We start from the raw sequence: 23,941 nt of genomic DNA, 5'->3' as shown, positions 1-23,941 counted from the left end.
CATGGAGCCCTGGAGAAACCGTCCCAACAACGAGATCGTCCGCAAGGTCGTCAACGAGTTGGGTGCGTCGCTCCAGGGCCACCCGCTGGCCGAGCAGGCGCGCTACCGCTTGCAGAAGTGGAACGACCCGCGCGCCAAGCTGGAACGCAAGCGCAAGCGCACCAACGCCGTGCTGACGTTCTGGCTGGCGCTCATCACGATCTTCGGCACGCTCGCCGTCTTCGGCTACACCGGCGTGCTCGGTACGTGGGCCGCCGTCTCCGGGACGATCGGTGCCGCCGTGCCCGGACTGCTCGCCGTCCGCAGCGGGTTCAAGCTGCGTGAGCTGGGCGCGGCCCGCCGGCGGCTCGAGCTGGCTCCGCCGCCACCGCCCAGGCCGCCACTGCCCGCGCACATCTCCGCGGCGCGCGTTCCGATGGAGAAGCTGCACGAGGCCGAGGACGCCATGAACGAGCTGCTGCGTCAGCTCGACTCGCCGACGCTCACGTCGATGCCGACCGAGTCCGTACAGCACGCCCGGCAGACCGCCCAGGAGGCTTCCGCAGCCATCCGCTCGGTGTCCGCGCAGCTTCAGGCCGTGGAGCGCGCTCGCGACACCGCCCCGCCGCTGGAACGCGCGCCGTTGGTCGAGGGCGTGCGCGTGCTCAGAATCCAACTGGCGGACGGCGTGGACCGCTACTGTTCGCTGGTGGCGGCCGCCGGTCAGGCGCTGGCGGCGAGCACGGCGTTCCAGGATCCGCGTGAGGTGCTCGACGACGCCACGGACCACATGGCCGGTCTCGCGTCTGCGATGCGAGACGTATCAGGCTATTCAGCCTACTGAGGGTGACGTTGGGTAGTCGCGCGCGCCTATTAGACGGTTCCCCCTGGAGATCTTTACAGCAATCGTGTGATTATCAGACCGTTATCTAGCCGTGGCCACTACATCGCGTGGCAGGATTCCGGGGCCGGGCAGCGGGAACCCGGCTGGGTTGCCGGGAGGCAGTGCGTTGGCGTTGTGGACCGTGCACGGGGACGGTCGGATCACCGACAGTGAAACCGTTGCACCGCAGGAGCGGGTGAGCTGGCCGCTCACCATCGGGTTCGGAGTGCAGCACCTGGTCGCCATGTTCGGCGCGACGGTGCTCGTCCCTACCGCCACCGGCCTCCCCGTCGCCACCACGCTGCTGTTCTCCGGCCTGGGCACGCTGCTGTTCCTGGTGATCACCAAGAACCGCGTCCCGAGCTACCTGGGCTCGTCCTTCGCCTTCGTCGCGCCTCTCGTCGCCGCCCGCGAACAGGGCATCGCCGCCCAGCTGGGTGGCGTCGTCGCCGCCGGCCTGCTGGTGATCGTCGTCGGCATCGCGGTCAAGGCGCTCGGCGTGCGCCTGCTGGAGTCGGTCATGCCGCCGGTCGTCACCGGCGCCGTCGTGATCATCATCGGCCTGAACCTCTCGCACCAGGCCACCTCGAACTTCGCCAGGCAGCCCCTGCTGGCCGCGCTGACGACCGTGGTGATCCTGCTGGCGGGCGTGCTGGGCCGCGGCCTGCTGTACCGGTTCTCGATCCTGCTGGGCTTCGTGGCGGTCTGGCTGGGCGGCCTCGCGTTCGGTGCCGTCCCGAGGGAGAAGTTCGACGCGCTGCGCGACGCCGCGTGGGTGGGCCTGCCGCAGCTGCACCAGCCGGAGCTGCGGCCGTCCGTGGTGCTGCTGATGCTGCCGGTCGTGATCGTCCTGGTCGCCGAGGTCGTGGGCCACGTGAAGGCCGTCGCGGCGCTGACGGGCCGCAACCTCGACGGCAGCGCGGGCGACGCGATCATCGCGAACGGGCTGTCGACCGCGTTGTCCGGACTGGGCGGTGGAGCCGGGACGACGACGTACTCCGAGAACATCGGCGTCATGGCCGTGACGCGCGTCTACACGACGGCGGCGTTCGCGTTCGCCGGTGTGTTCGCCGCGGCGCTGGCGTTCTCCCCGAAGGCCATCGCGCTGTTCGGGACCATCCCGGCAGGTGTGCTGGGCGGCTGCACGTTGGTGCTCTACGGCCTGATCGTGCTCATCGGCGTCCGGATCTGGATGGACCGCGGCGTCGACCTGACGAGCCCGGTGAACGCGATGGTCGGCGGCGCCGCGCTGGTGGCCGGTGTCGGCGACCTGACCATCGAGATCGGCGACCTGTCGATGGGCGGCATGGTCTGGGGCTCGCTGCTCGTCGTGATCCTGCACCCGGTCATGCGCTGGCTGCGGGCCGCTCGCCGAAGCTGAAGGTCGAAGCTGAAGGTCACCGCAGTGCGCGGTTGATCCTCGTGACGAGCCCCGGTCCCTCGTAGATGAACCCGGTGTAGATCTGCACGAGGCTCGCGCCGGCGTCGATCATGCGCTTGGCGTCGTCCGCGCTGGCGATGCCACCGACTCCGATGACCGGCAGCTCGCTGTTCTTGGTGATGAACCGGACGACGTCGTTCGCGCGCTGGGTGAGCGGCCTGCCGCTGAGGCCGCCAGTCTCGTCGCGGTGGACGCTCTCGAGGCCCTCACGGCTGAGGGTCGTGTTCGTGGCGATGAGGCCTTTCACACCGTTGTCCAGGCACACCTGGATGACCTCTTCGATCGCGTCGTCGGTGAGATCCGGCGCGATCTTGACCAGCATCGGCTTGTCCGTGGCCCGCGTGAGCGCCTGCACCAGCTCGGTGAGCGCGCCCTTGTCCTGCAGGCTGCGCAGTCCCGGCGTGTTCGGGGAGCTGACGTTGATCGCGTAGTAGTCGCCGTGGTCCTTCAGGGCGTTCAGCGAGTTCAGGTAGTCCTGGACGGCGTCCTCGACCGGCGTGATCTTGGACTTGCCGAGGCTGATGCCCAGCGGCGCCCTGAGCGTGGTCTGGTCGAGCTTGCGCGCGAGGGCCTGCGCACCCGCGTTGTTGAAGCCCATCCGGTTGATGATCGCCTCGTCCTCGCGGAGCCGGAACAGCCGCGGCTTGGGGTTGCCCGGCTGCGCGTGCCACGTGACCGTGCCGACCTCGACGAACCCGAACCCGAGCGCGGCCCAGGCGGGCAGGGCGCGTCCGTCCTTGTCCAGTCCGGCCGCGAGCCCGACGGGGTTGGGGAACCGCACGCCGAAGACCGTGCGCGGGTTGTTCTGGTTGCGCGCGAACCTTGCCAGCGGGCTCAGCCGGGCCATGACGTTGAGCGTGGTCTCGTGGACCCGCTCCGCGTCGCCGCCGTGCATCCCGAACAACGCCCTGCGAACCACCTGCTTGTAGACCACGCGCCCACCCTATAACGGCAGTTCAGGGCGGGCGCGCGGTCCTCTGTTCCTAGTTGCCGGCCTCACGCAGGCAGTCTGGCGCGGGGTTGCGGATCGGCCCGGTGAACCCGAGCCCGTTGCCCCTGTTCGGCATGTTCGAGATGCCCAGCAGCACCGTGTACCCCTCAGGCACGTCGTTCGGCGCCATGGTCACCGAGCCGTCCGTGATGCGCGGTACGGCGACGAAGGTGCCGATCTTGCTCTCGTCCAGCTCCGCGCAGATCGTCGACATCGGCACCGCCTTGGCCCGGATGCCGTACTCGCGCAGCTTGGCGTTGGCCGCGTCGACTCCTTTGATGTCCCGGATGGTCACCGTGACGCTGCCGTCGGGGTTCTTGGTGACCGCGTACGCCTCCGGAGCGTTGCCACCGGTCGTGAGCGCCACGGTGGCGGCCCCCGCGACCGCCAGCACCCCTGCCGCCGCCAGCACCGGTCGCGCGGACCGCCTGGTCCGCTGCTCGGGCAGCTCGGCCAGCGCAGGCCCGTGCTCACTCATCAGGTCCTGCAGAAGGTTGTCCTTGAAGCTCATCGGTCCCCCTTTGAAGCCAGGTCGCGGATCTTGCCGCGAGCCCGGAAGAGCCTGATCCGCAGCGCGCCGGACGAGACGCCCAGCACGGCCGCGGCTTCCTTCGGTGTCATGCCCACGAGGTCGACGAGCTCGACCACCTCGCGGTCGAGCGCCGGCAACGAGGCCATGGCGGCAACCAGCTCACGGCCCTTCCGCTCGGCGTCGATGCGCCCGACCAGGTCGTCGATCTCGTCACCGGACAGCACCCGGCGCCCGTTCATGCGCACGACGACGTCCCGCCCGCGCGAGACGGTCTCGCAGTGCTGGGCGAACACCCGGCGGGCGATGCCCAGCAGCCAGGACCGCGCGGTGCCTCTCGTGCGGTCGAACGTGCCGAACGACGTGATGGCGGCGACGAACGTGTCCGCGGTCAGGTCGGCGGCGGTCTGCGGGTCGGCGGTGCGGCGGGCGAAGTACGCCATCACCACGTCGAACTCGGCCTGGTACACGGCTTCGAACTCACGTGCCGCCGGGGCGACCGGTGGTGGATGGACTGGAGGTGGAACGGTCATCGGCTGGCTCACGTAGATGGTTGCCGACTTCCGGCAACGCCGTTACGCCAGTCAGGACGGCTTCGGCACCTTGATCGTTGCCTGCTCGTCCAGCGGCATGGCCGGCTTGGTCCGGAACGTCACCGGCAGCGCCCGCAACCCCCGGCTGCCCAGCGACACCCGCCAGCCCAGCGGCTGCGCGGTGTCGAGCGTCAGCCCGGCGCACCGCGACAGCAGCGTCCGGAACGCCACCTCGCCCTCCAGCCGGGCCAGCGGCGCGCCCAGGCAGAAGTGCATGCCGTGACCGAACGCCAGGTGCTGGCGGTCCGCCCGTTCGATGTTGAGCTGGTCCGCCCGCGGGTAGCGCGCGCTGTCGTGCTCGGCCGATGCCAGCGACAGCAGCACGACGTCGCCCGCCGGGATCTGCACGCCGCCGATCGTCACCGGCTGCGCGGCGAAGCGCAGCACGTGCGAGGTCGGGCCGTCGAAGCGCAGGAACTCCTCGATGGCGCCGGGCAGCAGTGAAGACGAGCGCTGCAGCAGTTCCAGCTGCTCCGGGTTGCGCAACAACGCCAGCACGCCGTTGCCGACCAGGTCGACGGCGGTCGTGTAGCCGGCCACGAGCAACAGGAACGCCAGCGACGCCAGCTCGCCGTCGGTCAGCGCGGCCTCGCCCGTGGCGCGCGCCAGGGCCCCGATGAGGTCGTTGTCCCCGGACGTCCGCTTGTGGACCACCAGGTCGCGGAGGTAGCCGGACGCCTCTTCACGCGCGGAGGAGGCGTCGCCGTCCGCCAGGCCGGTGACCACGTCCGCCCAGTACCGGAAGTTCTCCTGGTCGACGGCCGGCACGCCGAGCAGCTCCATCAGCACGGTGATCGGCAGCGGCGCCGCGAAGTCCGCGATCAGGTCGCAGCCGCCCGAGTCGGCGAAGGAGTCGGCGAGCGATGCCGCGAGCTGCTCGATGCGGGGCCGCAGGGCGGTGATGCGGCGCGTGGTGAGCTCGCTCGACACCGCGCGGCGCAGGCGGGTGTGGTCGGGGGCGTCGCTGTTCATCATGTGGTGCGACAGGTCGCCGAACCACCACGAGGCGAAGTGCGGATGGCCGCGCAGGGGTTCGGCGAGCGCGGAGCCGTGCGAGGACAGCAGCGGGTTGTCCAGTGCGGCGCGCACGTCGGGGTAGCGGGTCACGAGCCACATCGGCACGCCGAGCGTCTCGACCCGGTGCACGGGACCGGCTTCACGCAGGCTCTTCAGCACCGAGTACGGGTCGTCGGTGAAGCCGGGGCGCAGCGCATCCAGATTTACCGCCATGTCGGAGGACACGGCCCGGAGACCGTTCCGGTTCAACCGGACTGGCATTTTGGGCAGAAGTACACGAATCTTGTCTCGAACTCGCCCGATCGGACCCTTGTGCCGCAACGCAAACACGGTTTACCGGTGCGCTCGAAAACGTAGTGCTTGACGCGACGGTCACCCGTGGTGATCTGTTCGGGCCGCCACTGGTTCGCCTGCAACAGCTTGCGGGACAATGCAACCGCACGCGCCGCGTCCACAGATGACACGGGTGCCGTCGGCAGCACACCCAGCAGGAAACACACTTCCGCGCGGTAGAGATTGCCGACACCGGCCATCACGCGTTGATCCAGCAATGCGAGACCGATAGGTCGTGAATGGTCTTCCGTCAACCGCCGAACGGCCTCAGCGGCGTCGAAGTCCGGGGAGAGCAGATCGGGTCCCAGGTGCGAGATCAGCTCGTCTTCGCGAGAGGTCGGGACGAACTCCATGTCGTGCAACGCGAATCCGATGGCCTGCCGGTCGTCCACCTCGAGCACCGCGCGGGCCTGGTGGGCGGGACGACGCCAGCGCTCGCCGAGCCGGTAGAGGTGCCACGCGCCGTCCATCCGGAAGTGGCTGCGCAGGCTGTTGCCGTCGGAGAACCTCGTGAACATGTGCTTGCCGTACGTGCGCACGCCGAGCACGTCGAGCCCGGCGAGGTCCAGTGTGGACAGTCGAGGGTGGCGCAGCTCGCCGCGCCGCAGCGTCTTCCCGGCCAGTGCCTCGTTCATCCGATGGCCGGCCAGGAAGACGGTGTCGCCCTCAGGCATCCACCGCCTCTTGGATCTCGTCGTCGTCGAAGTCCTGGTGCACGGCGCGGCGTCTGCTCCGCGAAATGCGCTGGATGCGGGCGAGCAGCAGGTTGAACGCCAGCGCCACCTCGCGCGCGCCCGGCGTGCCCCACTCGTGGATCGGCATGCACGCGCCCTGGGCCTGCTGCACGGCGAGACGGTCCGGCAGCGCCACCGGCATCACCAGCGGCCCGAAGATGTCACGCAGCTCGTCGATGCGGAACTGGTGCTCGTGCGACCGCGGCCGCACCCGGTTCACCACGACGCCCAGCGGCTGCAGGTCGGCGTTGTTGCTCTCGCGCTCGTTCTGCACCGCCTCGAACGCCCGCTGCACACCGGCCACCGCGAACATCGTCGGCTCGGTGACCAGCAGCGCGCGGTCGGCCGCCACCAGCGCGGACCGGGTCAGCTGGCCCAGCGACGGCGGGCAGTCGAGCAGCACGAGGTGGTACGGGAACTCGTCGTACATGTCCCGCAGCGTGCGCAACGCGTCTTTGAGCCGGTGCAGCCGCGACTCGTTCGGATCCGGGTGGTTGAGCAGCTCGGCGTCCTCCGACCCGGACAGCACGTCGATGCCGTCGCCCCACCTGCTCGGGCGGATCGCCTGTTCCAGGTTCTCCTCGGACGGGTCCTGCAGGACGTCGTAGATGCTCGCCTTGGACTCCTCTGGCTCCAGCGTCGACGTGGCGTTGCACTGCGGATCAAGATCGATCACAAGCGTGCGGACGCCGCGACGGAGAGCGGCCGAGGCGAGGCCGAGCACCACCGTCGTCTTGCCGACGCCTCCCTTGAGGCTGAGCACGGACACCGTATGCACGGACCCACTCTAGGGTCTCCTACTCTTACTGCCATGCGACCGGACGCCGTACACAGGGTGCTCGACGCCGAATTGGCCGCCGCACGCACGCGCCGGGGTGGAGAACCCCCGCGCGTTCTCGACGTGGGCGGTGGCAGCGGTGTCTGGGCCGTGCCCCTCGCCGTGGCGGGCTGCGCGGTCACGGTCGTCGAGCCGTCGCCGAACGCTCTGGCCACGCTGCACACCCGTGCGCGCGAGGCCGGCGTGACGATCGACTCGGTCCAGGGCGACACCGACTCGCTCGGCGTTCCCGCTGGTGAGGCCGATCTGGTGCTCGCGCACGGCGTGCTGGAGGTCGTGGACGACGCGGCCTCCGCGCTGTCCTCGCTGGCTGCCGCCGTCGCTCCGGGTGGTGCGGTGTCGGTGCTGGTCGCGAACCGGTTCGCGACGATCCTGCACCGCGCGATCGCCGGCCGTATCGTTGATGCCCGGAGGTTGCTGGACGACGACGCCGGTCAGCTGGCGGGCACACGTGACCCGCTGCAACGCCGGTTCGACGTCCCAGGTCTTGAGAAGCTGGTTCTCGAGGCGGGGCTTTCTGTCGAACTCCTGCAAGGTCATGGCATCGTTTCCGACCTCGTGCCCGGCGTGGTGCTGGACGCGAATCCGGGTGCCGCGGACGCGCTCGCCGAGCTGGAACTGGCCGCTGCCACGCGGTCTCCGCTCAGAGACGTCGCCGCCCGCCTGCACGTGCTCGCCCGTCGTACCGCCTGAAGCGTTTGCATCAGAGATTTTGTGGTCCTGATGAGTCGTCCCAAACGACTTTGCGGCGAAAAATAGTGGCTCCGCTGCCGACGTAGGGACCAAACCGCCATGGAGAGTTCCGACCTGCTTGCCTCGTTGGTCAACGAGGCTGTTGCGGGTGACCGGCGCGCCGTCGAACGGCTGCTGGCGTCCGTGCGGCCGCTCGTGTCGCGGTACTGCCGTGCGCGCGTTGGCCGTACAGAGCGGGCGTACGCGTCGGCGGACGACGTCGCTCAGGAGGTCTGCCTGGCGGTGCTCACGGCGTTGCCCGCCTACCGCGAGCAGGGGCGGCCGTTCCTCGCGTTCGTCTACGGCATCGCCGCCCACAAGGTCGCGGACGCGCACCGGGTCTCGGCGCGCAACCGGTCCGAGCCCGTCGCCGAGGTGCCGGACGGGCCGTCGCAGGCCATCGACCCGGAGGAGAGCGCGCTGCTCGGGTCGCTCTCGGTGCGGCTGGGCGGGTTGCTGCAGGTGCTGCCGGACAAGCAGCGCGAGATCCTGCTGCTGCGCGTGGTGGTCGGCCTGTCCGCGGAGGAGACGGCCGAGGCGGTCGGCTCGACACCGGGCGCGGTGCGGGTCGCTCAGCACCGGGCGCTCGCGAAGCTGCGGTCGTCCGTGGGGGTCGAGGAGCTGATTTGACCGGGCCTTCTACGACGGTCTGGCTGGGACGTACGACCTGATGTTCCCGCTTCGACACCCACATCCGGGACCGATCCCGTAACAGCGGCACTTCGACCGCCCACGCGCCCGTCCGGTCACCGCCCGGAACACATCCCGGACCCGTCCGACAATCGGCACCGCGGAGACGGTCATGAGTGACGGGATCGTCCCGGCGCTCGAGTTCGGGAACACCACCGCCGCTGGCGGCACCACGTCCGGGTCACCGTGCCGGCCACGCCTACTCGACCTCAGGCGGACCGAGAGCCCTGGACTCGGCGACATGCCCAGGGCGCGAGGAAACAACCGGCATCGACGGCGCTACGGGAGCTGGCCGCTGGCATCGCTGCGACTGGGCATGCCCGCGCACACTCCGTGGGACGTCAGACGGGTGCGAATGCCTGGTTGCCGAGCTCGCGCAGGATGTGGTGCGACCGGCGTAGGATCTTGCGGGCCACGGCCAGCGCCGCCCGGTTCCCGCCGGTCCGGTCACGGACCTCGAGGTAGTAGGTGTGGTCGGGTGAGGTCTTCCGGGCGGCGCAGTAGCCGGCCTCGTAGGCGGCCCACCGCAGTAGCGGTGATCCCTGCCGGGACAGGTGACCAGGGCCGCGCCACTCGAGGTCCGGGTCGACTGGATCACCGCAGACGGCACAAAGCCGCAACAGAGCAAGGCAAAGGCCGTTCTCGATCTCGATCTGACGGTTCAGCCGGTCAAGTGGTGGTCACTCGCGAGATCACGGACGGCTTGTTCAAGGGTTACCAGATCGCCGCCGACACACCCGTCGTGGCGATCGACGCGTTCACGAAGGCCTGCGAGTCACCGGAAGGACTGACCCAGGTCGTCGCCAGGCACTCGATCAGTCTGTCGCGCTGACCGGCCGCCCGCACGCTGCTGCCTGGCAATGGGCAGCGCGCAGGAGCTTGGCCTCCGAGATGCCGGCGGTGGGTTGCGGGCGCCGTGATGAGGACAAGGCGCTGAATCCGTGGTTCTCCAGCGCGGCGCGTATGGCGGACACCGATGCCGATCCCACAACCAACGGCTCTCCGGTTGTTCCGGCGGTCACTGACGCGCTGTTGACGGGCATGGGCGCACGCGGGGGCCCGATCGCGAACTGTCCTCACAAGACACCTGATCAGGCTGATCCCGCCTGCCAACTGCGGGCAGCTCCGCGGGCGCGTGACCATCCATGATCAACCATCATGGATGCCGTCGGGTTCGGCATGGCGATCGTGGTCAGCACGGCGACGCGTTCGGGGCCACCGCCGACGACGGAGAGGCAGATCAGGTCGCCGTTGCGAAGGTTCCCTTCCTCGATGACCACAGGCACGTCTGCCAGCGAATCCACCGCTGTCTGGAGCTCGGCAGCGGGCGCGAGGTTCGGTGCTGGCAGACCGTGGCGTAACCAGGTCGGGTGATGGCACCCAGCGGGCTCACGATGCTGGGTGCACGATCTGAACCATGGTTGAGACACGGTTGTCCAGGCGCGCCGTCCTTGGTGGAGCGTTCGCCGCGGCCGCGAGTCCGCTGGTGTTGCAGACCTCCGTCGCCGCACAGGACCAGCCGCCGTTGAGGGTCGGGGTCCTGGTCGACACCAGCGGACCGGCGTCCATCCACGGCGCCCGGCAGTTGCTCGGCGTCGAGCACCAGGCCGAACTCATCGGGCGTGGGGTACGGCTCGATGTGCGGGACGCCCAGGGCGACGTCGCGAACACCCGCAAGGCTGTGGCCGCGCTCATCGAGGATCGGGTGGACGCGCTGATCGGCACGTCGATGCCGCCGACGGCAGCGGTCGTGATGGAGGCGGCGCAGGCCACGGGTGTTCCGCTGGTCGTGCCCACCTCGCCGCCGCCGTTGCCGCCGTTCGTGTTCACCAGCTCGCCCACTTCGCCGCAGAGCCGGGGAGGGATCATGGACGCGCTCGCGGCGGCGTCGGTGCGCCGGGTCGGTCTGCTGATCCTCGACACGCTCGCCACCGACAAGGCGCTGAAGGTCTACGAGGAACAGGCCGCGATACGCGGCTTGGAGCTCGCCGCGGTCGTCAAACACACGATGACCGACACCTCGCTCACCCAGCCGATGACGGCGTTGGTCAACGAGAAGCCTGACGGGATCATCCTCGCCACGCCACCGCCGTTCAGCGCGCTCGGCGTCCGCGCGGCGCACGAGCTGAAATGGGACGGGGTGCTCTGTTGCGGACCACCGGCCGGGCATCCGGGGTTTCTCGAACGCGCCGGTGAGGCGGCCGAGGGTGTGCGCGTCGTGGCACCGTGGTTCGTGCTGGGTGACCGGATCCCGGACAACTTGCCGAACAGCTGGGCGGTGCGGGCGTTCGTCGAGAGCTTCACCGCGAAACACGGTCCGGTCGGCACGTACGTCGGCTTCGGGGCCGACGCTCTCGCGATGCTGCACCACGCGTACACGGGTCACCGCGACCGCGAACGCGCCAGGACTACGCTCGAGCACATGACCTTCGTCGGGCTCACCGGTGTGTTCCGCATGACACCGGACAACCATGCCGGAATCGACGATGCCGCGCTCACCACCCTCATCGTCCGAAAACGACAGTGGGCGATCCTCTGAGGCCCGTCGAGGTCGTCGTCGCCGGCGGTGGTCCGACGGGGCTCGCGACCGCGGCCCTGCTGGACGCCGCCGGTGTCCGGGTCGAGGTGTTCGAGCGGAAGCACGGCCCCAGCACGCACGCCAAGGGGTTCACCATGCACCCGCGCACGCTCGAGGTTCTCGACGTGCTGGACGGCGTCTCCGACGCGCTCGTCGCACGAGGGCGGACAGTGCCGCACGCGCATTTCGCCGCGCTGCCGAACATGGTGGACTACACCGGTCTGCCGACGCCGTATCCGTTCGTGCTGATGGTGCCGCAGTCGTGCACCGAACGCGTGCTCGCCGACCACCTGTCCCGGCGCGGTGTCCGGGTGCGCTACGGCTACCCAGTCACCGGGTTCGAGCAGCACGCGGACGGTGTGCGGGTGCAGGTCGACGACACCGTGCACGAGGCCGGCCACCTCGTCGCGGCGGACGGTGCGCGCAGTGCGTTGCGGCAGCAGGCCGGCATCGCGTTCGCCGGCACACTGCCCACCGCTGTGGGGTTCGGCGCGGACGTCGAGCTCGCCGATCCACCGGACGGGCCGGGACACCGCTGGCACCCGGACGCGGGCTGGGCCGGAATCGTGCCGCTCCCCGGCGGCATCTGGCGGATCTACGGCATGGAGCCCACGGCCACGGGTCTCTCGCCGGAGCAGGCGCGAGCTCGCCTGACCGCACCGCTGCATCTCGGCGAGCTGCGCGCGAGCGTGCGCCGCGTCGTCTCCACGGACTTCGGTCTGCATTCCCCTCGCCGTCTTTTCCGCTACAGCAACGCATCCCTGCTCGCGGACCGCCTGCGCGCGGAGCGGCTGCTGCTCGTTGGCGACGCCGCGCACGTGAACCTGCCCGCCGGAGGCCAAGGGTTGAACGCGGGTCTGCAGGACGCCGCCTGCCTGGCATGGCGGCTCGCCGCCGAGATCCAGGGGTGGGCGGGTGAGCGGGTAACCGGGTTCGGCTACGAACGGGAACGCAGACATGTCGCGGAGCTGTTGCGCGCCAACACCCTCGCCCAGGACGCGATCATGAACACGTTCGGCGCGGCCGGCGCGGCGCTGCGCGAGCTCGTCGGCGGCTTCCTCACCCGAGGGGCCGGTGAGCTGATCGGGCTGATGTCCGGGTTGGGCGTGCGCTACCCGGCGCTTCCCGGCGCTCACCCGCTGAGCGGGACCAGGGTGCCGAACCTGATGGTGGATGGCGAACCCGTCTGGCGAGTGCTGCGCCCAGATCGGTTCCTGCTGCTGGATCTCAGCGGTCGTGACGCTTTCGGCGCGCTCGAGGCGCGGCGGGTCGACGTCGCGGCGGCGCCGTCGTGGTCCGGGCTGAGCGCGGTGCTGGTCCGCCCGGACGGTTACGTCGCCCATGCCTCGAGTTCCGATGACGTCGACGAGATGGTCACCGCGATCACCGCGTGGACCGCGTGGAGTGAACAACGATGACCACTGGCTCGATACTGCCCGCGGGGCACGGGCGCACGCTGACAAGCGCGGCCGTGCAGGTCACCTTCAAGATCACCAGCCCGCACACGACCGTCGGCTCGCTGTTCGAGCTGGTCGTCCCGCCGGGGTTCGACGTCGGCGCCCATCTGCACGTCCGCGCCGAGGAGTTCTTCTACGTGCTGGAGGGCGAGGCCGACATGTTCGCGTTCACCCCCGTCGACCGCACGGACGGCGACTGGCGGACGTGGCGCTGCGCGGACGGCCGTCAGGTCGTCCGCGGCGGGCCGGGGGCCGTGCTGCACGTCCCGCCGGGCTGTCCGCACGCGTTCGCCAACCCCGGCCCCGGCCCGGCGCGGCTGCTCTTCGGGTCCGCGCCGCCGCCGGATCACGAGCGCTACTTCGAGGAACTGTTCGAGCTGCTGGCAAACGACGGCCCGGTGGCTCCCGGCGCGGTGAAAGCGGTGCGGGAGCGCTACGACATCCGTCAGCTCACACCGCTGCGCGCGCCCGGCATCCGGGTCGGCGCCGCCGGGTCGTAGGCGTTCTCCCCAGTGCTCGACGACGCGGCCGTCACGGAAGCGCCAGAGTCCGCGGAACGGGGTCGCGACGGCGTCACCGGCGCGCAGGGAAACCCAGCACCGCGCCGAAGTGATCGTTCGAGACGATGTGCGCGCGACGTCCATCATGAGAGTCCGCCGGTCGCCTCGATCAGCGCGACCCCGCTCGCCAGGGCGGCACCTGTCCCTCGAAGCTCGGCGTCCGCAATGGGGCGATGTTCGCGGCGTTCATCGCACCGCGTGGTCCGCCGCCGCAGTGATGACCCGCATGTCGGTGTCGCTCAACACGACGTCCGCGGCGCGCATGTTCTCCTGCAGTGCCGCGTCAATGTCGTGCCGGGAATCGGCAACATCACCGGGAACAGCGCGGCAGCCAGGCCAGGGCGGACCGCGCGGGGCTCAGGCCGAACTCACGCGCGACTGGTGCGAGCCGCACAACGCCGTCGACGATCTCGCGGCTCACCTTCAAGACCTGTACGACGTAGCCGGCCCCGCACGACTTGGGTCTTCCGGCCTGGACGCGCCCGCGATCCCCGAAGGTCTGCGGGCACGTCGGCCGTCAGCTCACCTGCGCCGAGTGACGGATCTCAGCCGAGCCCCACTCCTCCGAGGAGGTCGGGAACCAGACCGCAATCGGTGATGAGGCTTCCGTCGCTGCCCAGCAACCCGCTGTCGAGCACTCCGGTGTCACAGACCTCGACAGCCGGCTCCCCGCGATCCGCACCGATGGCGGCGTTGGCCGTCGCCGCGGTGCCCGATGCAAGGCACGCGACGACGGCGCCGACGGTCACGACAGTGGCGATGCGATGACGCATGAACCCTCATGACTACCTGGATGAAGATCGCTATATCAGCACCGGACGGTCGATCCGCAGGACTAATTCCGGCCGAGTCGGCACGGATTCATCAGATCGAGCGACAACTCGCTCGCCGATGGAAACTGCGTCTGGATGCGAGAGAAGGGCGGATGCAGAACACGATCACGGCGCCGCGTGCAGCGCAACGTGCTCCGCGCAGGTCGCCGGTCGCGGATGAGGAACCGGAAGTCGTCGGCTCGGTGGTGAGGTCCATGAGCAGGTTGCGGGCCTGCTGGGTGGTCCATGGCCCGTCGGGATGGGTGGTGGTGACGTGGACGTGGCGGGTGGCGACCTCCATCACGAAGAACACGTAGATCTGTTTCAGGGTGATGGCGCAGTCGACGTGGAAGAAATCGCAGGCCAGCATGCTTGCGGCCTGAGCACGCAGGAACTGCCGCCAGGTGGCCCGTCATGCACGATCACCGCAGCTCAACGGCCTGGTGCAGAGTTGTGGCACCCACAGGTGTTTGCTGATCACCTTCCCTGGCGGCAGCCAGGCATGATCGCGCTCCCACGGGCACCCAGGCAGGCTTCGGCAGATCATCCGCCGATGTCCGGCAGGTCGTGGACCAGGTCGACTGGGTGAACGAGCCCGGTCTCATCCAGGCCACCGACTCGTCGTGGCACCCTGACCGTTCAACCTCGGTAGCACCCCTGCCGAACGATGGCCTCGATCATGCGACGGTACCCGGTCAGCACCCGGCACCGCCGGAGGCCCCGCTCGCCGTGACGGCCGCTCGCCGGATCGTGCATCTCTCCTCCCTCGTCCGGTGTGCGGAGTGAGCGGGTCTTCGAGATATCCGGGTTGGTCGGGTGGAAGGCGTTAAACATGGCTGAACTCTGGACACATCCGTGGGCCGCAGCGCCTTTCCGTGACGCCGGAAGCGGAGTCCACTGGAGCCGGCCCAACGTCACCCGGTCGCTGGGCGGCAGGCCAGAGCACGATGGGGGTGGGGGTTGTGGCAGGAGTGGAGAAGACGGCGGTCGCACGCACCGACCGCGAGGTGCTGCGATGGGGGCGAGCCGTAGTCGATCCGGTCCTGCGCTCGACGGTGGACCGGCTGCCGGCGTCGATGCGGCGCATCGCCGGCTATCACTTCGGTTGGTGGGACGAACACGGTCATCCGCTGGAGACGTGTGGTGGCAAGGCGATCCGGCCCAAGTTGGTGTTGCTCGCGGCGCGGGCTGTGGGGGTACCGCGGCCACGGCGGTGCCGGCGGCCGTGGCGGTGGAGTTGGTGCACAACTTCTCGCTGCTGCACGACGATGTGATGGACGGTGATCGCACCCGCCGCTACCGGCCGACCGCGTGGAGTGTTTTCGGTGTCAGCGCGGCGATTCTGGCCGGGGACGCGTTGCTGGCGGCGGCGTTGGAGGTACTGGCCGCGAGTGGGCATCCGGCCGCGACGGCAGGCGTGCGGATGCTCGGCGGCGCGGTGCAGGAGCTGATCGGCGGGCAGAGCGCGGATCTGGAGTTCGAACGCCGCGACGATGTCACGGTGGCCGAGTGCGTGGTGATGGCCGAGGGCAAGACCGCTGCGCTGCTCGGTGCCGCGTGCGCTCTCGGCGCCTGTTTCGGTGGCGCGGACACGGGCGGGGTGGCGTCGATGGGCGAGTTCGGGCGGCTGGTCGGGGTGGCGTTCCAGCATGTCGACGATCTGCTGGGGATCTGGGGTGATCCGGCGGTGACGGGCAAGCCGGTGTTCGCGGATCTGCGGGCCCGCAAGAAGTCCCTGCCGGTGGTGGCCGCGCTGAACTCCGGCATCCCTGCAGGCCGTGAGCTCGCGGCCCTGTACCGACGGGAAACGTTGTCCGACACCGATCTGGCCCACGTCGCGGAGTTGGTCGACGCTGCGGGCGGACGTGCCTGGAGCCAGACCCAGGCCGACGAGCTGCTGGCCCACGCGCTGGCACAGCTGCGGTCGGCCGCCGTGGATTCACGCGCCTGCGCCGAACTCGCCGCCCTGGCCAGGCTGGCCACCCACCGCGACCACTGACACCTCGGACGGAGACCACCGGGATGAACACGCTTGTTTCCACGGGCTCGGTGCTCGTCGCCGACCGGCTGCTGGTCCCTGGGCAGCCCTCGATCCGGTGCCAAGCCGCCGACGCCGTGCGCGGCCACCTGCGCAGGCGTGGAGTCACGCCGGTCACCGGTCCGTTGCAGGTGCTCGACGGCACTGATCGAAACTTCGCCGCTGTCCTGCCCGGCACCGGCGGGCAGGTCGGGCTGGGATTGGCGGCCGCGGAACACGATCCGACCGGCCAGGCGATCGCGGCCACCACACTGGCCGCCTGGCTGGCCGTCGCGCGGCCGCGCACGGTGCTACTGGCCTCCCCACGGTCGTTCTGCGCGGGCGTGGCGCGGGCGATCGAGGTCGTCGAGCGGTTGCTCGAGCAGCGCGACGGTCCGATCTACGTGCGCAAGCAGATCGTGCACAACACCCACGTGGTCGCGAAGCTGCGGGCGGCGGGCGCGGTGTTCGTCGACGAGCTCGACGCCGTTGTGGACGGGGCGACGGTGGTGTTCTCGGCGCACGGCGTGTCCCCGGCCGTACGAGCGGAGGCGACGCGCCGCGGCATGGAGGTCATCGACGCGACCTGCCCCCTGGTGACCAAGGTGCACGTCGAGGCACGCCGGTTCGCCGGCCGCGGCGACACGGTGGTGCTGATCGGCCACGCGGGGCACGAGGAGGTCGACGGCACTCTCGGCGAGGCGCCCGAGCGCACGGTGCTGGTCGAGACCGTCGACGACGTCGCGAACCTGGTCGTCGACGACCCGGAACGCGTTTCCTACCTGACGCAGACCACCCTCGCCGTCGACGAGACCACGGAAGTGATCTCGGCGCTGCGAGCCCGGTTCCCCGCCTTGCGCGGGCCCGGCTCGGACGACATCTGTTACGCCTCGACCAACCGGCAGGACGCGCTGACGGCAGTCGCCGGCGACGCCGATCTCGTGCTGGTGGTCGGCTCGGTGAACTCGTCGAACTCGCTGCGGCTGGTCGAGCTCGCCCAGCGCGCGGGCACGCCCGCGCACCTGATCGACGACGCGGGCGACATCCGGCCGGAGTGGCTGGCCGGCGTCGACGTGATCGGGGTGACGGCGGGCGCGTCCGCGCCGTCGCACCTGGTCGAGGCTGTCGTCACCACGCTTGGCGGGCTCGGGCCGGTCACCGTCGTCGAGCGCGAAACCAGCAGGGAGACCCTGCACTTCTCGCTGCCCGCCACTGTGAGGCGATCATGAGCGCACTGCCGGCCAGTGTCACCGATCCGGCCGCGTTGCGCGCGCTGCCCGCCGCGGCCTTGCCGGAGCTGGCCGGGCGGATCCGTGAGTTCCTGGTCGACAAGGTCTGCCGGGCGGGCGGGCATCTGGGCCCGAATCTCGGGGTGGTCGAGCTGACCATCGCCCTGCACCGAGTGTTCGGCTCACCGCGCGACGTGCTGCTGTTCGACACCGGGCACCAGGCCTACGTACACAAGATCCTCACCGGACGCGGCGACGACTTCGACACCCTGCGCCGCACGGGCGGGCTGTCCGGCTACCCGGCCCGCGCCGAGTCCGAACACGACGTGATCGAGAACTCGCACGCCTCCACCGCACTGTCCTATGCGGACGGTCTGGCCAAGGCTTTCGCGTTGCGTGGACAGGTCGATCGGCGGGTGGTCGCGGTCGTGGGGGACGGCGCGATGACCGGCGGCATGTGCTGGGAAGCGCTCAACAACATCGCCGCCGCGCCGGACCGGCCGGTCATCGTCGTGCTCAACGACAACGGCCGCTCCTACTCACCGACCGTCGGCGGCTTTGCCGACCACCTCGCCGAGCTGCGGCGGGACGGTCACCAAACCGGGCAGAACCTGTTCACCGGTCTCGGCATGGCCTACGTCGGTCCCATCGACGGACACGACATCGCCGTGCTCGAGCGGGCGCTCGGTCAGGCCGCCGCGCTCGGCCTACCCGTCGTCGTGCACGTCGTCACGGTCAAGGGCAAAGGATATGAGCCCGCCGAGCAGGACGAGACCGATTGCCTGCACGCGGCCGGCGTCGTGGATCCCGCCACCGGCAAGCCCGCAGCGGCCGGCGGCCCCAGCTGGACGTCGGTGTTCGCCGACGAGATCGTCGCGATCGGCGCGAAACGCGATGATGTCGTGTGCCTGACCGCGGCCATGCTCCACCCGGTCGGGCTCGGGCCCTTCGCGCGACGCTTCCCCGACCGGGTCTTCGACGTCGGTATCGCCGAGCAGCACGCCGTCACGTCCGCCACCGGGCTGGCCATGGGCGGACTGCACCCGGTGGTGGCGATCTACTCGACGTTCCTGTCCCGTGCGCTGGACCAGCTGCTGATGGACGTCGCGCTGCACCGGCTCCCGGTGACCTTCGTGCTCGACCGCGCCGGCATCACCGGCCCGGACGGCCCCAGCCACCACGGCATGTGGGACGCCTCCGTGCTTCCGGTCGTGCCCGGACTTCGGCTGGCCGCACCCCGTGACCCCACGCGACTACGGGATCTGCTGCGCGAGGCCATCGCCACCCACGACGGCCCCACCGTCATCCGCTACCCGAAAGCCACCGCCGGGCACGACATTGCGGCGGTCGCCCGGATCGGGAACTGCGACCTGCTCCGCGAGACACCCGCGGCCGAGGTCCTGATCGTCGCGGTCGGCCCGCTGGCCGGCGCGTGTCTCGCGGCCGCCGACGACCTCACCGCACACGGCGTGGCCGCCGGCGTCATCGACCCCCGCTGGATCGCGCCGGTGGACCCCGAACTGGTCAAGCTCGCCGCGCGACACCGGCTGGTGCTGACCGTGGAGGACACCACGGCCACCGGTGCGCTCGGCGCGCGCCTCGCTCAGGAGCTCGCCGCCGCCGGTGCTGCCACCTGCGCGGCCACGTTCGCCCTGCCGGCCCGGTTCCTGGCGCACGGCCCCCGCGAGGACATCCTGCGCGCCCACGGCCTCGACGCCGTCGGCATCGCCACCACCGTCCTCAAGCGACTCGCGCTCATCCACCATCCCAAGGAGGTGCGGCCCTGATGACAGTCGATCTCGGTCTGCCCACCGCACCGCGTCCCGCGCGCCGTCGCACCCGCCAGGTCCTGGTCGGCCGCGTACCGGTGGGCGGCGGCGCGCCGGTGTCCGTGCAGTCCATGACCACCACCCCCACCTGCGACATCGACGCCACTCTCCAGCAGATCGCCGAACTCACCGCCACCGGATGCGACATCGTCCGCGTCGCCGTGCCCTCCCAGGACGACGCCGACGCCCTGCCCGCGATCGCGGCCAAGTCCCCGATCCCGGTCATCGCCGACATCCACTTCCAGCCCCGCTACGTCTTCGCCGCCATCGACGCCGGATGCGCCGCCGTACGCGTCAACCCCGGCAACATCAAGAAGTTCGACGACAAGGTCGCCGAGATCGCCCGCGCCGCAGAAGCAGCGGGCATCCCGATCCGCATCGGCGTCAACGCCGGATCACTGGACCCACGCCTACTCGCCAAACACGGCCGCGCCACCCCGGAAGCACTCGTCGAATCCGCGCTGTGGGAATGCTCCCTGTTCGAGGAACACGGCTTTCGCGACCTGAAGATCTCCGTCAAGCACCACGACCCGCTCGTGATGATCGCCGCCTACCGCCTGCTCGCCCAACGCTGCGACTATCCACTCCACCTCGGCGTCACCGAAGCCGGACCACTACTCCAAGGCACCGTCAAGTCCGCCGTCGCCTTCGGCATCCTGCTGGGCGAGGGCATCGGCGACACTATCCGGGTCTCGCTGTCCGCACCGCCCGTGGACGAGGTCAAGGTCGGCACCCAGATCCTCGCGTCGCTGGGGCTGCGCCCACGCAAGCTCGAGATCGTCTCCTGCCCCTCCTGCGGCCGCGCCCAGGTCGACGTCTACACCCTCGCCGCCAAAGTAGAAGCCGCCTTCGACGGATTCCCCCACCCACTGCGGGTCGCGGTCATGGGCTGCGTCGTCAACGGCCCCGGCGAAGCCCGCGAAGCCGACCTCGGCGTCTCCTGCGGCAACGGCAAAGGACAGATCTTCGTCAAAGGGCAGGTCGTCAAAACCGTCCCCGAACACCAGATCGTCGACACGCTGCTGGCGCACGCACTCGAACTCACCGACACCAGCGACCGCGAGAAACAGCCATGACAACCCTGACTTCGATCCCCGCCGCGCCGAAAGCACTGCCGCTACTCGGCCATCTCGCGCCGATGCTGCGTGACCCGCTGGCGTTCCTGACGTCGCTGCCCGCCCACGGGGACCTGCTCCAGATCCGCGTGGGCCGCCTGAAGATGATCGTGGTCTGCGACTCGGAGCTGCTTCGGCAGGTCCTGCGTGACGACCGCACCTTCGACAAAGGCGGCCCCTTTTACGATCGAGCGCGAGAGGCGGTCGGTGACAGCCTGGTGACCTATCGGCACGATCAGCACCGCCCGCAACGGCGGCTGGCCCAGCCCGCCTTCCACTCGGCCCGCCTGCCGGGCTACGCGCAGACCATGACCTCCCGCATCGTCAACGTGATGGATACCTGGCAGGACGGCCAGATCGTGCACGTGCCCACCGAGATGATGACCATCACCTCCAGGGCGCTGGTAGCCACCATGTTCTCCGACACGCTGTCCGCTCCGGTTGCCGACGGACTGCTCGACGACGTCCGGGCCATCCTCGACGGGATCCTCCAGCGCATGCTCATGCTGCCACCGTTGGACCGGCTGCCCACCCCTGGCAACCGCTCCTACTGGCGCGCCAACTCCCACCTGCACCACGCCATCGGCGGTGTCATCGACCAGTACCACACCGGCGGCGCCGACCGCGGCGATCTGCTGTCCGCACTGTTGGCCGTACCCGATGCCGAAAGCGATGGCCAAGGCCTGACCGACACGGTCGTCACCTTCTTCCTGGCCGGAATCGAGACGACCGCCACCACCCTGGCGTGGGCGCTGCACCTACTCGGCCAGCACCCCGTGATCGAGCAGCGACTGCACGCCGAGGTCGACGACGTCCTCGCCGGCAGGCCGGCCACCTACGAAGACCTGCCCAGACTGGAACTGACCGGCCGCATCATCACCGAAACGCTCCGGATGTACCCGCCCGCCTGGTTCTTCACCCGCGTTGTCACCGCCGATGCTCACCTGGGGGGACATCCCATTCCCGCAGGGGCGACCGTCGTGTTCAGTCCCTACCTCATCCACCACCGTGACGACCTGTACGACCAGCCGGAATCCTTCGACCCCGACCGATGGGACTCTGGCCTGCGCCCGCAGCCACCACGCCACGCCTTCGTCCCCTTCGGGGGAGGCGCCCGTAAATGCATCGGCGATACCTACGGCATCGTCGAGGCCACCCTCGCCCTGGCGACCATCGCCGCCCGCTGGCGCCTGGAACCCGTGCCCGGCCGCCGCGTCCATCCCACCAGGGGCACGATATTGCGGCCCCGTGACTTGCGCATGCGCGTCACCGCTCGAACCAGTGCCGGACGCTGACACGTCGTCATCCCTCGGTTCGACAAAGGAGATCCACCTTGCCCCAAGGCGTCCTACTCGATATGCCCTCGCGCCACCGCGTCAGTGACGATGTCGGCCGCGCCCGGCGGGAACATCTGGCGTGGCCGATCAAGTTCGGGCTTATCACCACAGCGAAACAGGCGCACTGCCACCTGGGCGCCGACTTCGCCGACATCGGCGCCCAGCTCCATCCCCACGCCCAGGGCCCCGATCTGGACCTCGGGGTGGACCAGCTGTCCTGGATGATTCTGTTCGACGACCTGTTCGACGGGCCACGGGGCGACGATCCAGCCCAGGCACGCACGTTGACCGATGCGGTGGCCGACACCTCGACCGACCCTGACAACACCAGCGGCATACCGATCGCTGAGGCATTCGCCGACTATGGGTCCGCAGCCAAGACGGCATGTCCGCGGCCTGACGGCACCGCGACGCCGAAACGTGGTGGGAGTACCTGGCTGCTCACGTCCGCGAGGCCACCAGCCGCCACACCGGCATTTCCTGTTCCTTGGATGACTGTTTCGAGCCGCGTCGTATCACTGCCGGTTTGCACCCCGTGGTCGACATGGCCGATTCGAAAACATGATGCTGGAGCTGTAGACCTTCATCGCCGACCGCGCCATGTAATACACGGCCACGTTCCTGAATCCGCATTGTTCACTCCACCGGAGGAGTCTTTGTGAATGAGACATCTTCTCCCCTGCGAATTCCCGCGTGCTACTGCCCTATACCTCCCTCGCGGCATCCGAAGTCTGCGGTGTTCGACCAGCGTTCCATCGACTACTTGACGCGTTTCGGGCTTGGCGGCGACGAGGAACAGCAAGCTCGGCTGGCGGCGGGAATGGGGGGAATAGCCGGGTGGCTGGTGCCTCGCGGCAGCGAAGAGGGAGTGCAGCTGTTCAGCGACCTCGCCGCGTGGACGTTCGCTTTTGACGATATCTGTGACGAGGGGGCATTGCACGGTCGGCCCGGTGAATTGGCCGAGACAACCGTCCGGTTACTGCGTGTTCTCGAGGCTCCTTATCTACCCATCCACGGAGACCCCTTCGCCGAGGCCTTGCGTGCGGTCCGTCTGCGTCTGGACTCGCTGGCCACCCCAGTCCAGATAGGGCGCTGGATCGAGGCTATGCGGGGATCTTTCTTCGTCGATTTATACAAGGCCTGCAACCTTGTCCGCGGAGTGACGCCCACCCTGGACGACTTTGCCTACTTCCGCCTGTACTCCGGCGGTGCTCTGGCCTTCCCCGTACTGACGCATATCGTGGACAACATCCCTCTGCCCCAGGAGACTTGGGAGGACCGCCGCGTCCGCGCTCTGACGGAAATGGCTGCCTCGGTGCCGACGTGGGACTCTGACATCTTCTCCTATGTCAAGGAGTCCCACCGTAGCGGTGACGGTCACAATCTGATCGACGCGGTCCGCGTCACCTTCGGTTGTTCCCCGCAGGAGGCGCTCCGGAAGGCCGTTGCCCTGCGCGACCGGGCCATGTGCCGCTTCCTGTGCCTGCGGGACGAGGTGGCCGCTGAAGGTGATCCTCTGCTCAACCGGTATCTGCAGAGCCTGGGACACTACATGCGGGGTGTTCTGGATTGGGGCCTGTCCACCGAGCGTTACAGATACTTGGACGGACTCAGTGGGGGCACTGTGGCCTTCGAGAGCATGGGCGTGAGTGAAACGCCCAGCGACGATTCACCAGAGCCGTTGCCCATCGCCTCCATCGCCTGGTGGTGGAAGGTCGGCACCCATCAGGACGGAACGAAGTCGTGACGGCCTCGGAGGGGGCTGCGTACCATGCCACGGCACTGCCCGCAGGCGACTGTGCCCTGCCGCGATCGACCGTATGGAGGTCGACCGCGCATCTCCTCTGCCATCTGGATGACCGGGGAGTGGTACGGGACCGCTGCGGCAGCAGAGTCCTGGAATCCGCCCTGATGCTCGCCCTGCCGCACCGGGAACAGATCTGTCCCGGCACCCTCACCCGGTTCCCGCACGAGCGCAAGAGGCATTCCATCCTGATGCCTCTGGAACGGCAGCCGGCAGAAGCCTGCCTGTCAGGGCGCCGGTCTCGAGTCGGCTGGGCCGAACCGCTCCCGGACTTCAACCATTTCACTGTGGCTCACAAGCACCAACTGCGGCATCACGAGCTATTGTCAAGATCTGTGGATCAAGATCTTTAGGCGGCTTCCTCGTCGGGGCGTTCGACAAGCTTGCCGTTGACGAAGGTGGCGCCGGCTCGGACGAGGGCGACGAGCTGGGGTGCGTTGACC

24 protein-coding genes and 1 pseudogene are annotated in these 23,941 nt (G+C 69.3%); 15 read left to right on the top strand and 10 right to left on the bottom strand.

The genetic code is table 11. The annotated features are described in order from the left end of the window. Window position 1 precedes the first annotated feature (1 nt). Both pspM and ABFX45_RS15865 read left to right on the top strand, forming a co-directional pair. Window positions 2–823: a phage shock envelope stress response protein PspM gene (pspM, locus tag ABFX45_RS15870; RefSeq protein WP_109635138.1), complete on the top strand. Its 822-nt coding sequence runs from the start codon at window positions 2–4 to the stop codon at window positions 821–823. Window positions 824–1,058: 235 nt separating this feature from the next. Then, on the top strand, window positions 1,059–2,243 hold the full coding sequence (locus ABFX45_RS15865; RefSeq protein WP_325051031.1) for a uracil-xanthine permease family protein: 1,185 nt from the start codon (window positions 1,059–1,061) through the stop codon (window positions 2,241–2,243). Between the two features lie 16 nt (window positions 2,244–2,259). On the opposite strand, the gene ABFX45_RS15860 is transcribed toward ABFX45_RS15865, so the two are convergent. Genes ABFX45_RS15860 through ABFX45_RS15835 form a run of 6 tightly spaced genes read right to left on the bottom strand, consistent with a single transcriptional unit; the run spans window position 2,260 to window position 7,278 of the window. Next, window positions 2,260–3,237 carry a quinone-dependent dihydroorotate dehydrogenase gene (locus ABFX45_RS15860; RefSeq protein WP_346130683.1) on the bottom strand — a complete coding sequence of 326 codons (978 nt, stop codon included), beginning with the start codon at window positions 3,235–3,237 and terminating at the stop codon, window positions 2,260–2,262. Between the two features lie 49 nt (window positions 3,238–3,286). After that, on the bottom strand, window positions 3,287–3,805 hold the full coding sequence (locus ABFX45_RS15855) for a hypothetical protein (RefSeq protein ID WP_346130681.1): 519 nt from the start codon (window positions 3,803–3,805) through the stop codon (window positions 3,287–3,289). Then, window positions 3,802–4,356 carry an RNA polymerase sigma factor gene (locus ABFX45_RS15850; protein WP_109633688.1) on the bottom strand — a complete coding sequence of 185 codons (555 nt, stop codon included), beginning with the start codon at window positions 4,354–4,356 and terminating at the stop codon, window positions 3,802–3,804. The genes ABFX45_RS15855 and ABFX45_RS15850 overlap by 4 nt, the downstream gene beginning before the upstream one ends. Before the next feature lie 51 nt (window positions 4,357–4,407). Further along, the gene (locus ABFX45_RS15845; protein ID WP_346130679.1) at window positions 4,408–5,658 is read right to left on the bottom strand and encodes a cytochrome P450 family protein; all 1,251 of its coding nucleotides are present in this window, start codon (window positions 5,656–5,658) and stop codon (window positions 4,408–4,410) included. 20 nt (window positions 5,659–5,678) lie between these two features. After that, the gene (locus tag ABFX45_RS15840) at window positions 5,679–6,440 is read right to left on the bottom strand and encodes a DNA-formamidopyrimidine glycosylase family protein (protein WP_112229742.1); all 762 of its coding nucleotides are present in this window, start codon (window positions 6,438–6,440) and stop codon (window positions 5,679–5,681) included. Further along, on the bottom strand, window positions 6,433–7,278 hold the full coding sequence (locus ABFX45_RS15835) for a ParA family protein (protein ID WP_109633683.1): 846 nt from the start codon (window positions 7,276–7,278) through the stop codon (window positions 6,433–6,435). Before ABFX45_RS15835 ends, ABFX45_RS15840 begins: the two co-directional genes overlap by 8 nt. 33 nt (window positions 7,279–7,311) lie before the next feature. Between ABFX45_RS15835 and ABFX45_RS15830 the strand changes: the two genes are divergently transcribed. Together ABFX45_RS15830 and ABFX45_RS15825 are read left to right on the top strand one after the other, a co-directional pair. Then, on the top strand, window positions 7,312–8,031 hold the full coding sequence (locus tag ABFX45_RS15830) for a class I SAM-dependent methyltransferase (RefSeq protein WP_346130676.1): 720 nt from the start codon (window positions 7,312–7,314) through the stop codon (window positions 8,029–8,031). A gap of 99 nt (window positions 8,032–8,130) precedes the next feature. Beyond that, window positions 8,131–8,700 carry a sigma-70 family RNA polymerase sigma factor gene (locus tag ABFX45_RS15825; RefSeq protein ID WP_109633678.1) on the top strand — a complete coding sequence of 190 codons (570 nt, stop codon included), beginning with the start codon at window positions 8,131–8,133 and terminating at the stop codon, window positions 8,698–8,700. A gap of 401 nt (window positions 8,701–9,101) precedes the next feature. Here the strand turns inward: ABFX45_RS15825 and ABFX45_RS15820 are convergent, their stop codons facing one another. Next, window positions 9,102–9,380 (bottom strand): hypothetical protein, encoded by a 279-nt coding sequence (locus ABFX45_RS15820; protein WP_346130674.1) that lies wholly within the window; start codon window positions 9,378–9,380, stop codon window positions 9,102–9,104. Between the two features lie 56 nt (window positions 9,381–9,436). On the opposite strand from ABFX45_RS15820, the gene ABFX45_RS15815 reads away from it, so the two are divergent. Continuing rightward, a complete protein-coding gene (locus ABFX45_RS15815) occupies window positions 9,437–9,592 on the top strand; it encodes a hypothetical protein (RefSeq protein ID WP_346130672.1) in 156 nt (51 codons plus the stop codon). A gap of 259 nt (window positions 9,593–9,851) precedes the next feature. On the opposite strand, the gene ABFX45_RS15810 is transcribed toward ABFX45_RS15815, so the two are convergent. Next, window positions 9,852–10,040: a hypothetical protein gene (locus ABFX45_RS15810; protein ID WP_346130670.1), complete on the bottom strand. Its 189-nt coding sequence runs from the start codon at window positions 10,038–10,040 to the stop codon at window positions 9,852–9,854. Between the two features lie 137 nt (window positions 10,041–10,177). On the opposite strand from ABFX45_RS15810, the gene ABFX45_RS15805 reads away from it, so the two are divergent. From ABFX45_RS15805 to ABFX45_RS15795, 3 genes are read left to right on the top strand one after another with little or no spacing between them, the layout of a single operon-like run. Next, the gene (locus ABFX45_RS15805) at window positions 10,178–11,299 is read left to right on the top strand and encodes an ABC transporter substrate-binding protein (RefSeq protein ID WP_346130668.1); all 1,122 of its coding nucleotides are present in this window, start codon (window positions 10,178–10,180) and stop codon (window positions 11,297–11,299) included. Beyond that, window positions 11,284–12,756 (top strand): FAD-dependent monooxygenase, encoded by a 1,473-nt coding sequence (locus ABFX45_RS15800; RefSeq protein WP_346130666.1) that lies wholly within the window; start codon window positions 11,284–11,286, stop codon window positions 12,754–12,756. Before ABFX45_RS15805 ends, ABFX45_RS15800 begins: the two co-directional genes overlap by 16 nt. Continuing rightward, window positions 12,753–13,295 carry a cupin domain-containing protein gene (locus tag ABFX45_RS15795; protein WP_346130664.1) on the top strand — a complete coding sequence of 181 codons (543 nt, stop codon included), beginning with the start codon at window positions 12,753–12,755 and terminating at the stop codon, window positions 13,293–13,295. The genes ABFX45_RS15800 and ABFX45_RS15795 overlap by 4 nt, the downstream gene beginning before the upstream one ends. 605 nt (window positions 13,296–13,900) lie before the next feature. Here the strand turns inward: ABFX45_RS15795 and ABFX45_RS15790 are convergent. Beyond that, window positions 13,901–14,128, bottom strand: coding sequence for a hypothetical protein (locus ABFX45_RS15790; protein ID WP_346130662.1), 228 nt, complete (start codon window positions 14,126–14,128; stop codon window positions 13,901–13,903). A gap of 91 nt (window positions 14,129–14,219) precedes the next feature. Beyond that, entirely contained in the window at window positions 14,220–14,537 is a 318-nt protein-coding gene (locus ABFX45_RS15785; protein ID WP_346130660.1) for a hypothetical protein, read from the bottom strand. Window positions 14,538–15,129: 592 nt separating this feature from the next. On the opposite strand from ABFX45_RS15785, the pseudogene ABFX45_RS15780 reads away from it, so the two are divergent. The 7 genes and pseudogenes from ABFX45_RS15780 to ABFX45_RS15750 all read left to right on the top strand — a co-directional run bounded on the left by ABFX45_RS15780 (window position 15,130) and on the right by ABFX45_RS15750 (window position 23,441). Next, window positions 15,130–16,166 (top strand): annotated as a pseudogene (locus tag ABFX45_RS15780) (family 2 encapsulin nanocompartment cargo protein polyprenyl transferase). 23 nt (window positions 16,167–16,189) lie between these two features. Then, window positions 16,190–17,413: a 4-hydroxy-3-methylbut-2-enyl diphosphate reductase gene (gene ispH, locus ABFX45_RS15775; protein WP_346130658.1), complete on the top strand. Its 1,224-nt coding sequence runs from the start codon at window positions 16,190–16,192 to the stop codon at window positions 17,411–17,413. Beyond that, window positions 17,410–19,200: a 1-deoxy-D-xylulose-5-phosphate synthase gene (locus ABFX45_RS15770; protein WP_346130656.1), complete on the top strand. Its 1,791-nt coding sequence runs from the start codon at window positions 17,410–17,412 to the stop codon at window positions 19,198–19,200. The genes ispH and ABFX45_RS15770 overlap by 4 nt, the downstream gene beginning before the upstream one ends. Then, window positions 19,200–20,318 carry a flavodoxin-dependent (E)-4-hydroxy-3-methylbut-2-enyl-diphosphate synthase gene (gene ispG / locus ABFX45_RS15765; RefSeq protein WP_346130654.1) on the top strand — a complete coding sequence of 373 codons (1,119 nt, stop codon included), beginning with the start codon at window positions 19,200–19,202 and terminating at the stop codon, window positions 20,316–20,318. Before ABFX45_RS15770 ends, ispG begins: the two co-directional genes overlap by 1 nt. Then, window positions 20,315–21,652 (top strand): cytochrome P450, encoded by a 1,338-nt coding sequence (locus ABFX45_RS15760; RefSeq protein WP_346130652.1) that lies wholly within the window; start codon window positions 20,315–20,317, stop codon window positions 21,650–21,652. Before ispG ends, ABFX45_RS15760 begins: the two co-directional genes overlap by 4 nt. Window positions 21,653–21,690: 38 nt before the next feature. Beyond that, the gene (locus ABFX45_RS15755; RefSeq protein WP_346130650.1) at window positions 21,691–22,356 is read left to right on the top strand and encodes an isoprenoid biosynthesis enzyme family protein; all 666 of its coding nucleotides are present in this window, start codon (window positions 21,691–21,693) and stop codon (window positions 22,354–22,356) included. Between the two features lie 74 nt (window positions 22,357–22,430). Continuing rightward, the gene (locus ABFX45_RS15750; RefSeq protein ID WP_346130648.1) at window positions 22,431–23,441 is read left to right on the top strand and encodes a terpene synthase family protein; all 1,011 of its coding nucleotides are present in this window, start codon (window positions 22,431–22,433) and stop codon (window positions 23,439–23,441) included. The last annotated feature ends 500 nt before the right edge of the window (window positions 23,442–23,941 follow it).

Origin of the sequence: Lentzea roselyniae (assembly GCF_039537795.1) — a bacterium.
Taxonomy (GTDB): Bacteria; Actinomycetota; Actinomycetes; order Mycobacteriales; family Pseudonocardiaceae; genus Lentzea; species Lentzea atacamensis.
Note: the sequence above shows the minus strand (reverse complement) of the source record. Positions and strands in the feature narration are given on the sequence as shown.

Coding starts and splice junctions, on each gene's coding strand:
- ABFX45_RS15805 (WP_346130668.1), top strand. CDS start 10,178: ATGGTTGAGACACGGTTGTCCAGGCGCGCCGTCCTTGGTGGAGCGTTC.
- ABFX45_RS15850 (WP_109633688.1), bottom strand. CDS start 4,356: ATGACCGTTCCACCTCCAGTCCATCCACCACCGGTCGCCCCGGCGGCA.
- ABFX45_RS15840 (WP_112229742.1), bottom strand. CDS start 6,440: ATGCCTGAGGGCGACACCGTCTTCCTGGCCGGCCATCGGATGAACGAG.
- ispG (WP_346130654.1), top strand. CDS start 19,200: ATGACAGTCGATCTCGGTCTGCCCACCGCACCGCGTCCCGCGCGCCGT.
- ABFX45_RS15770 (WP_346130656.1), top strand. CDS start 17,410: ATGAGCGCACTGCCGGCCAGTGTCACCGATCCGGCCGCGTTGCGCGCG.
- ABFX45_RS15825 (WP_109633678.1), top strand. CDS start 8,131: ATGGAGAGTTCCGACCTGCTTGCCTCGTTGGTCAACGAGGCTGTTGCG.
- ABFX45_RS15795 (WP_346130664.1), top strand. CDS start 12,753: ATGACCACTGGCTCGATACTGCCCGCGGGGCACGGGCGCACGCTGACA.
- ABFX45_RS15830 (WP_346130676.1), top strand. CDS start 7,312: ATGCGACCGGACGCCGTACACAGGGTGCTCGACGCCGAATTGGCCGCC.
- ABFX45_RS15785 (WP_346130660.1), bottom strand. CDS start 14,537: ATGCTGGCCTGCGATTTCTTCCACGTCGACTGCGCCATCACCCTGAAA.
- pspM (WP_109635138.1), top strand. CDS start 2: ATGGAGCCCTGGAGAAACCGTCCCAACAACGAGATCGTCCGCAAGGTC.
- ABFX45_RS15790 (WP_346130662.1), bottom strand. CDS start 14,128: ATGCGTCATCGCATCGCCACTGTCGTGACCGTCGGCGCCGTCGTCGCG.
- ABFX45_RS15760 (WP_346130652.1), top strand. CDS start 20,315: ATGACAACCCTGACTTCGATCCCCGCCGCGCCGAAAGCACTGCCGCTA.
- ABFX45_RS15855 (WP_346130681.1), bottom strand. CDS start 3,805: ATGAGCTTCAAGGACAACCTTCTGCAGGACCTGATGAGTGAGCACGGG.
- ispH (WP_346130658.1), top strand. CDS start 16,190: ATGAACACGCTTGTTTCCACGGGCTCGGTGCTCGTCGCCGACCGGCTG.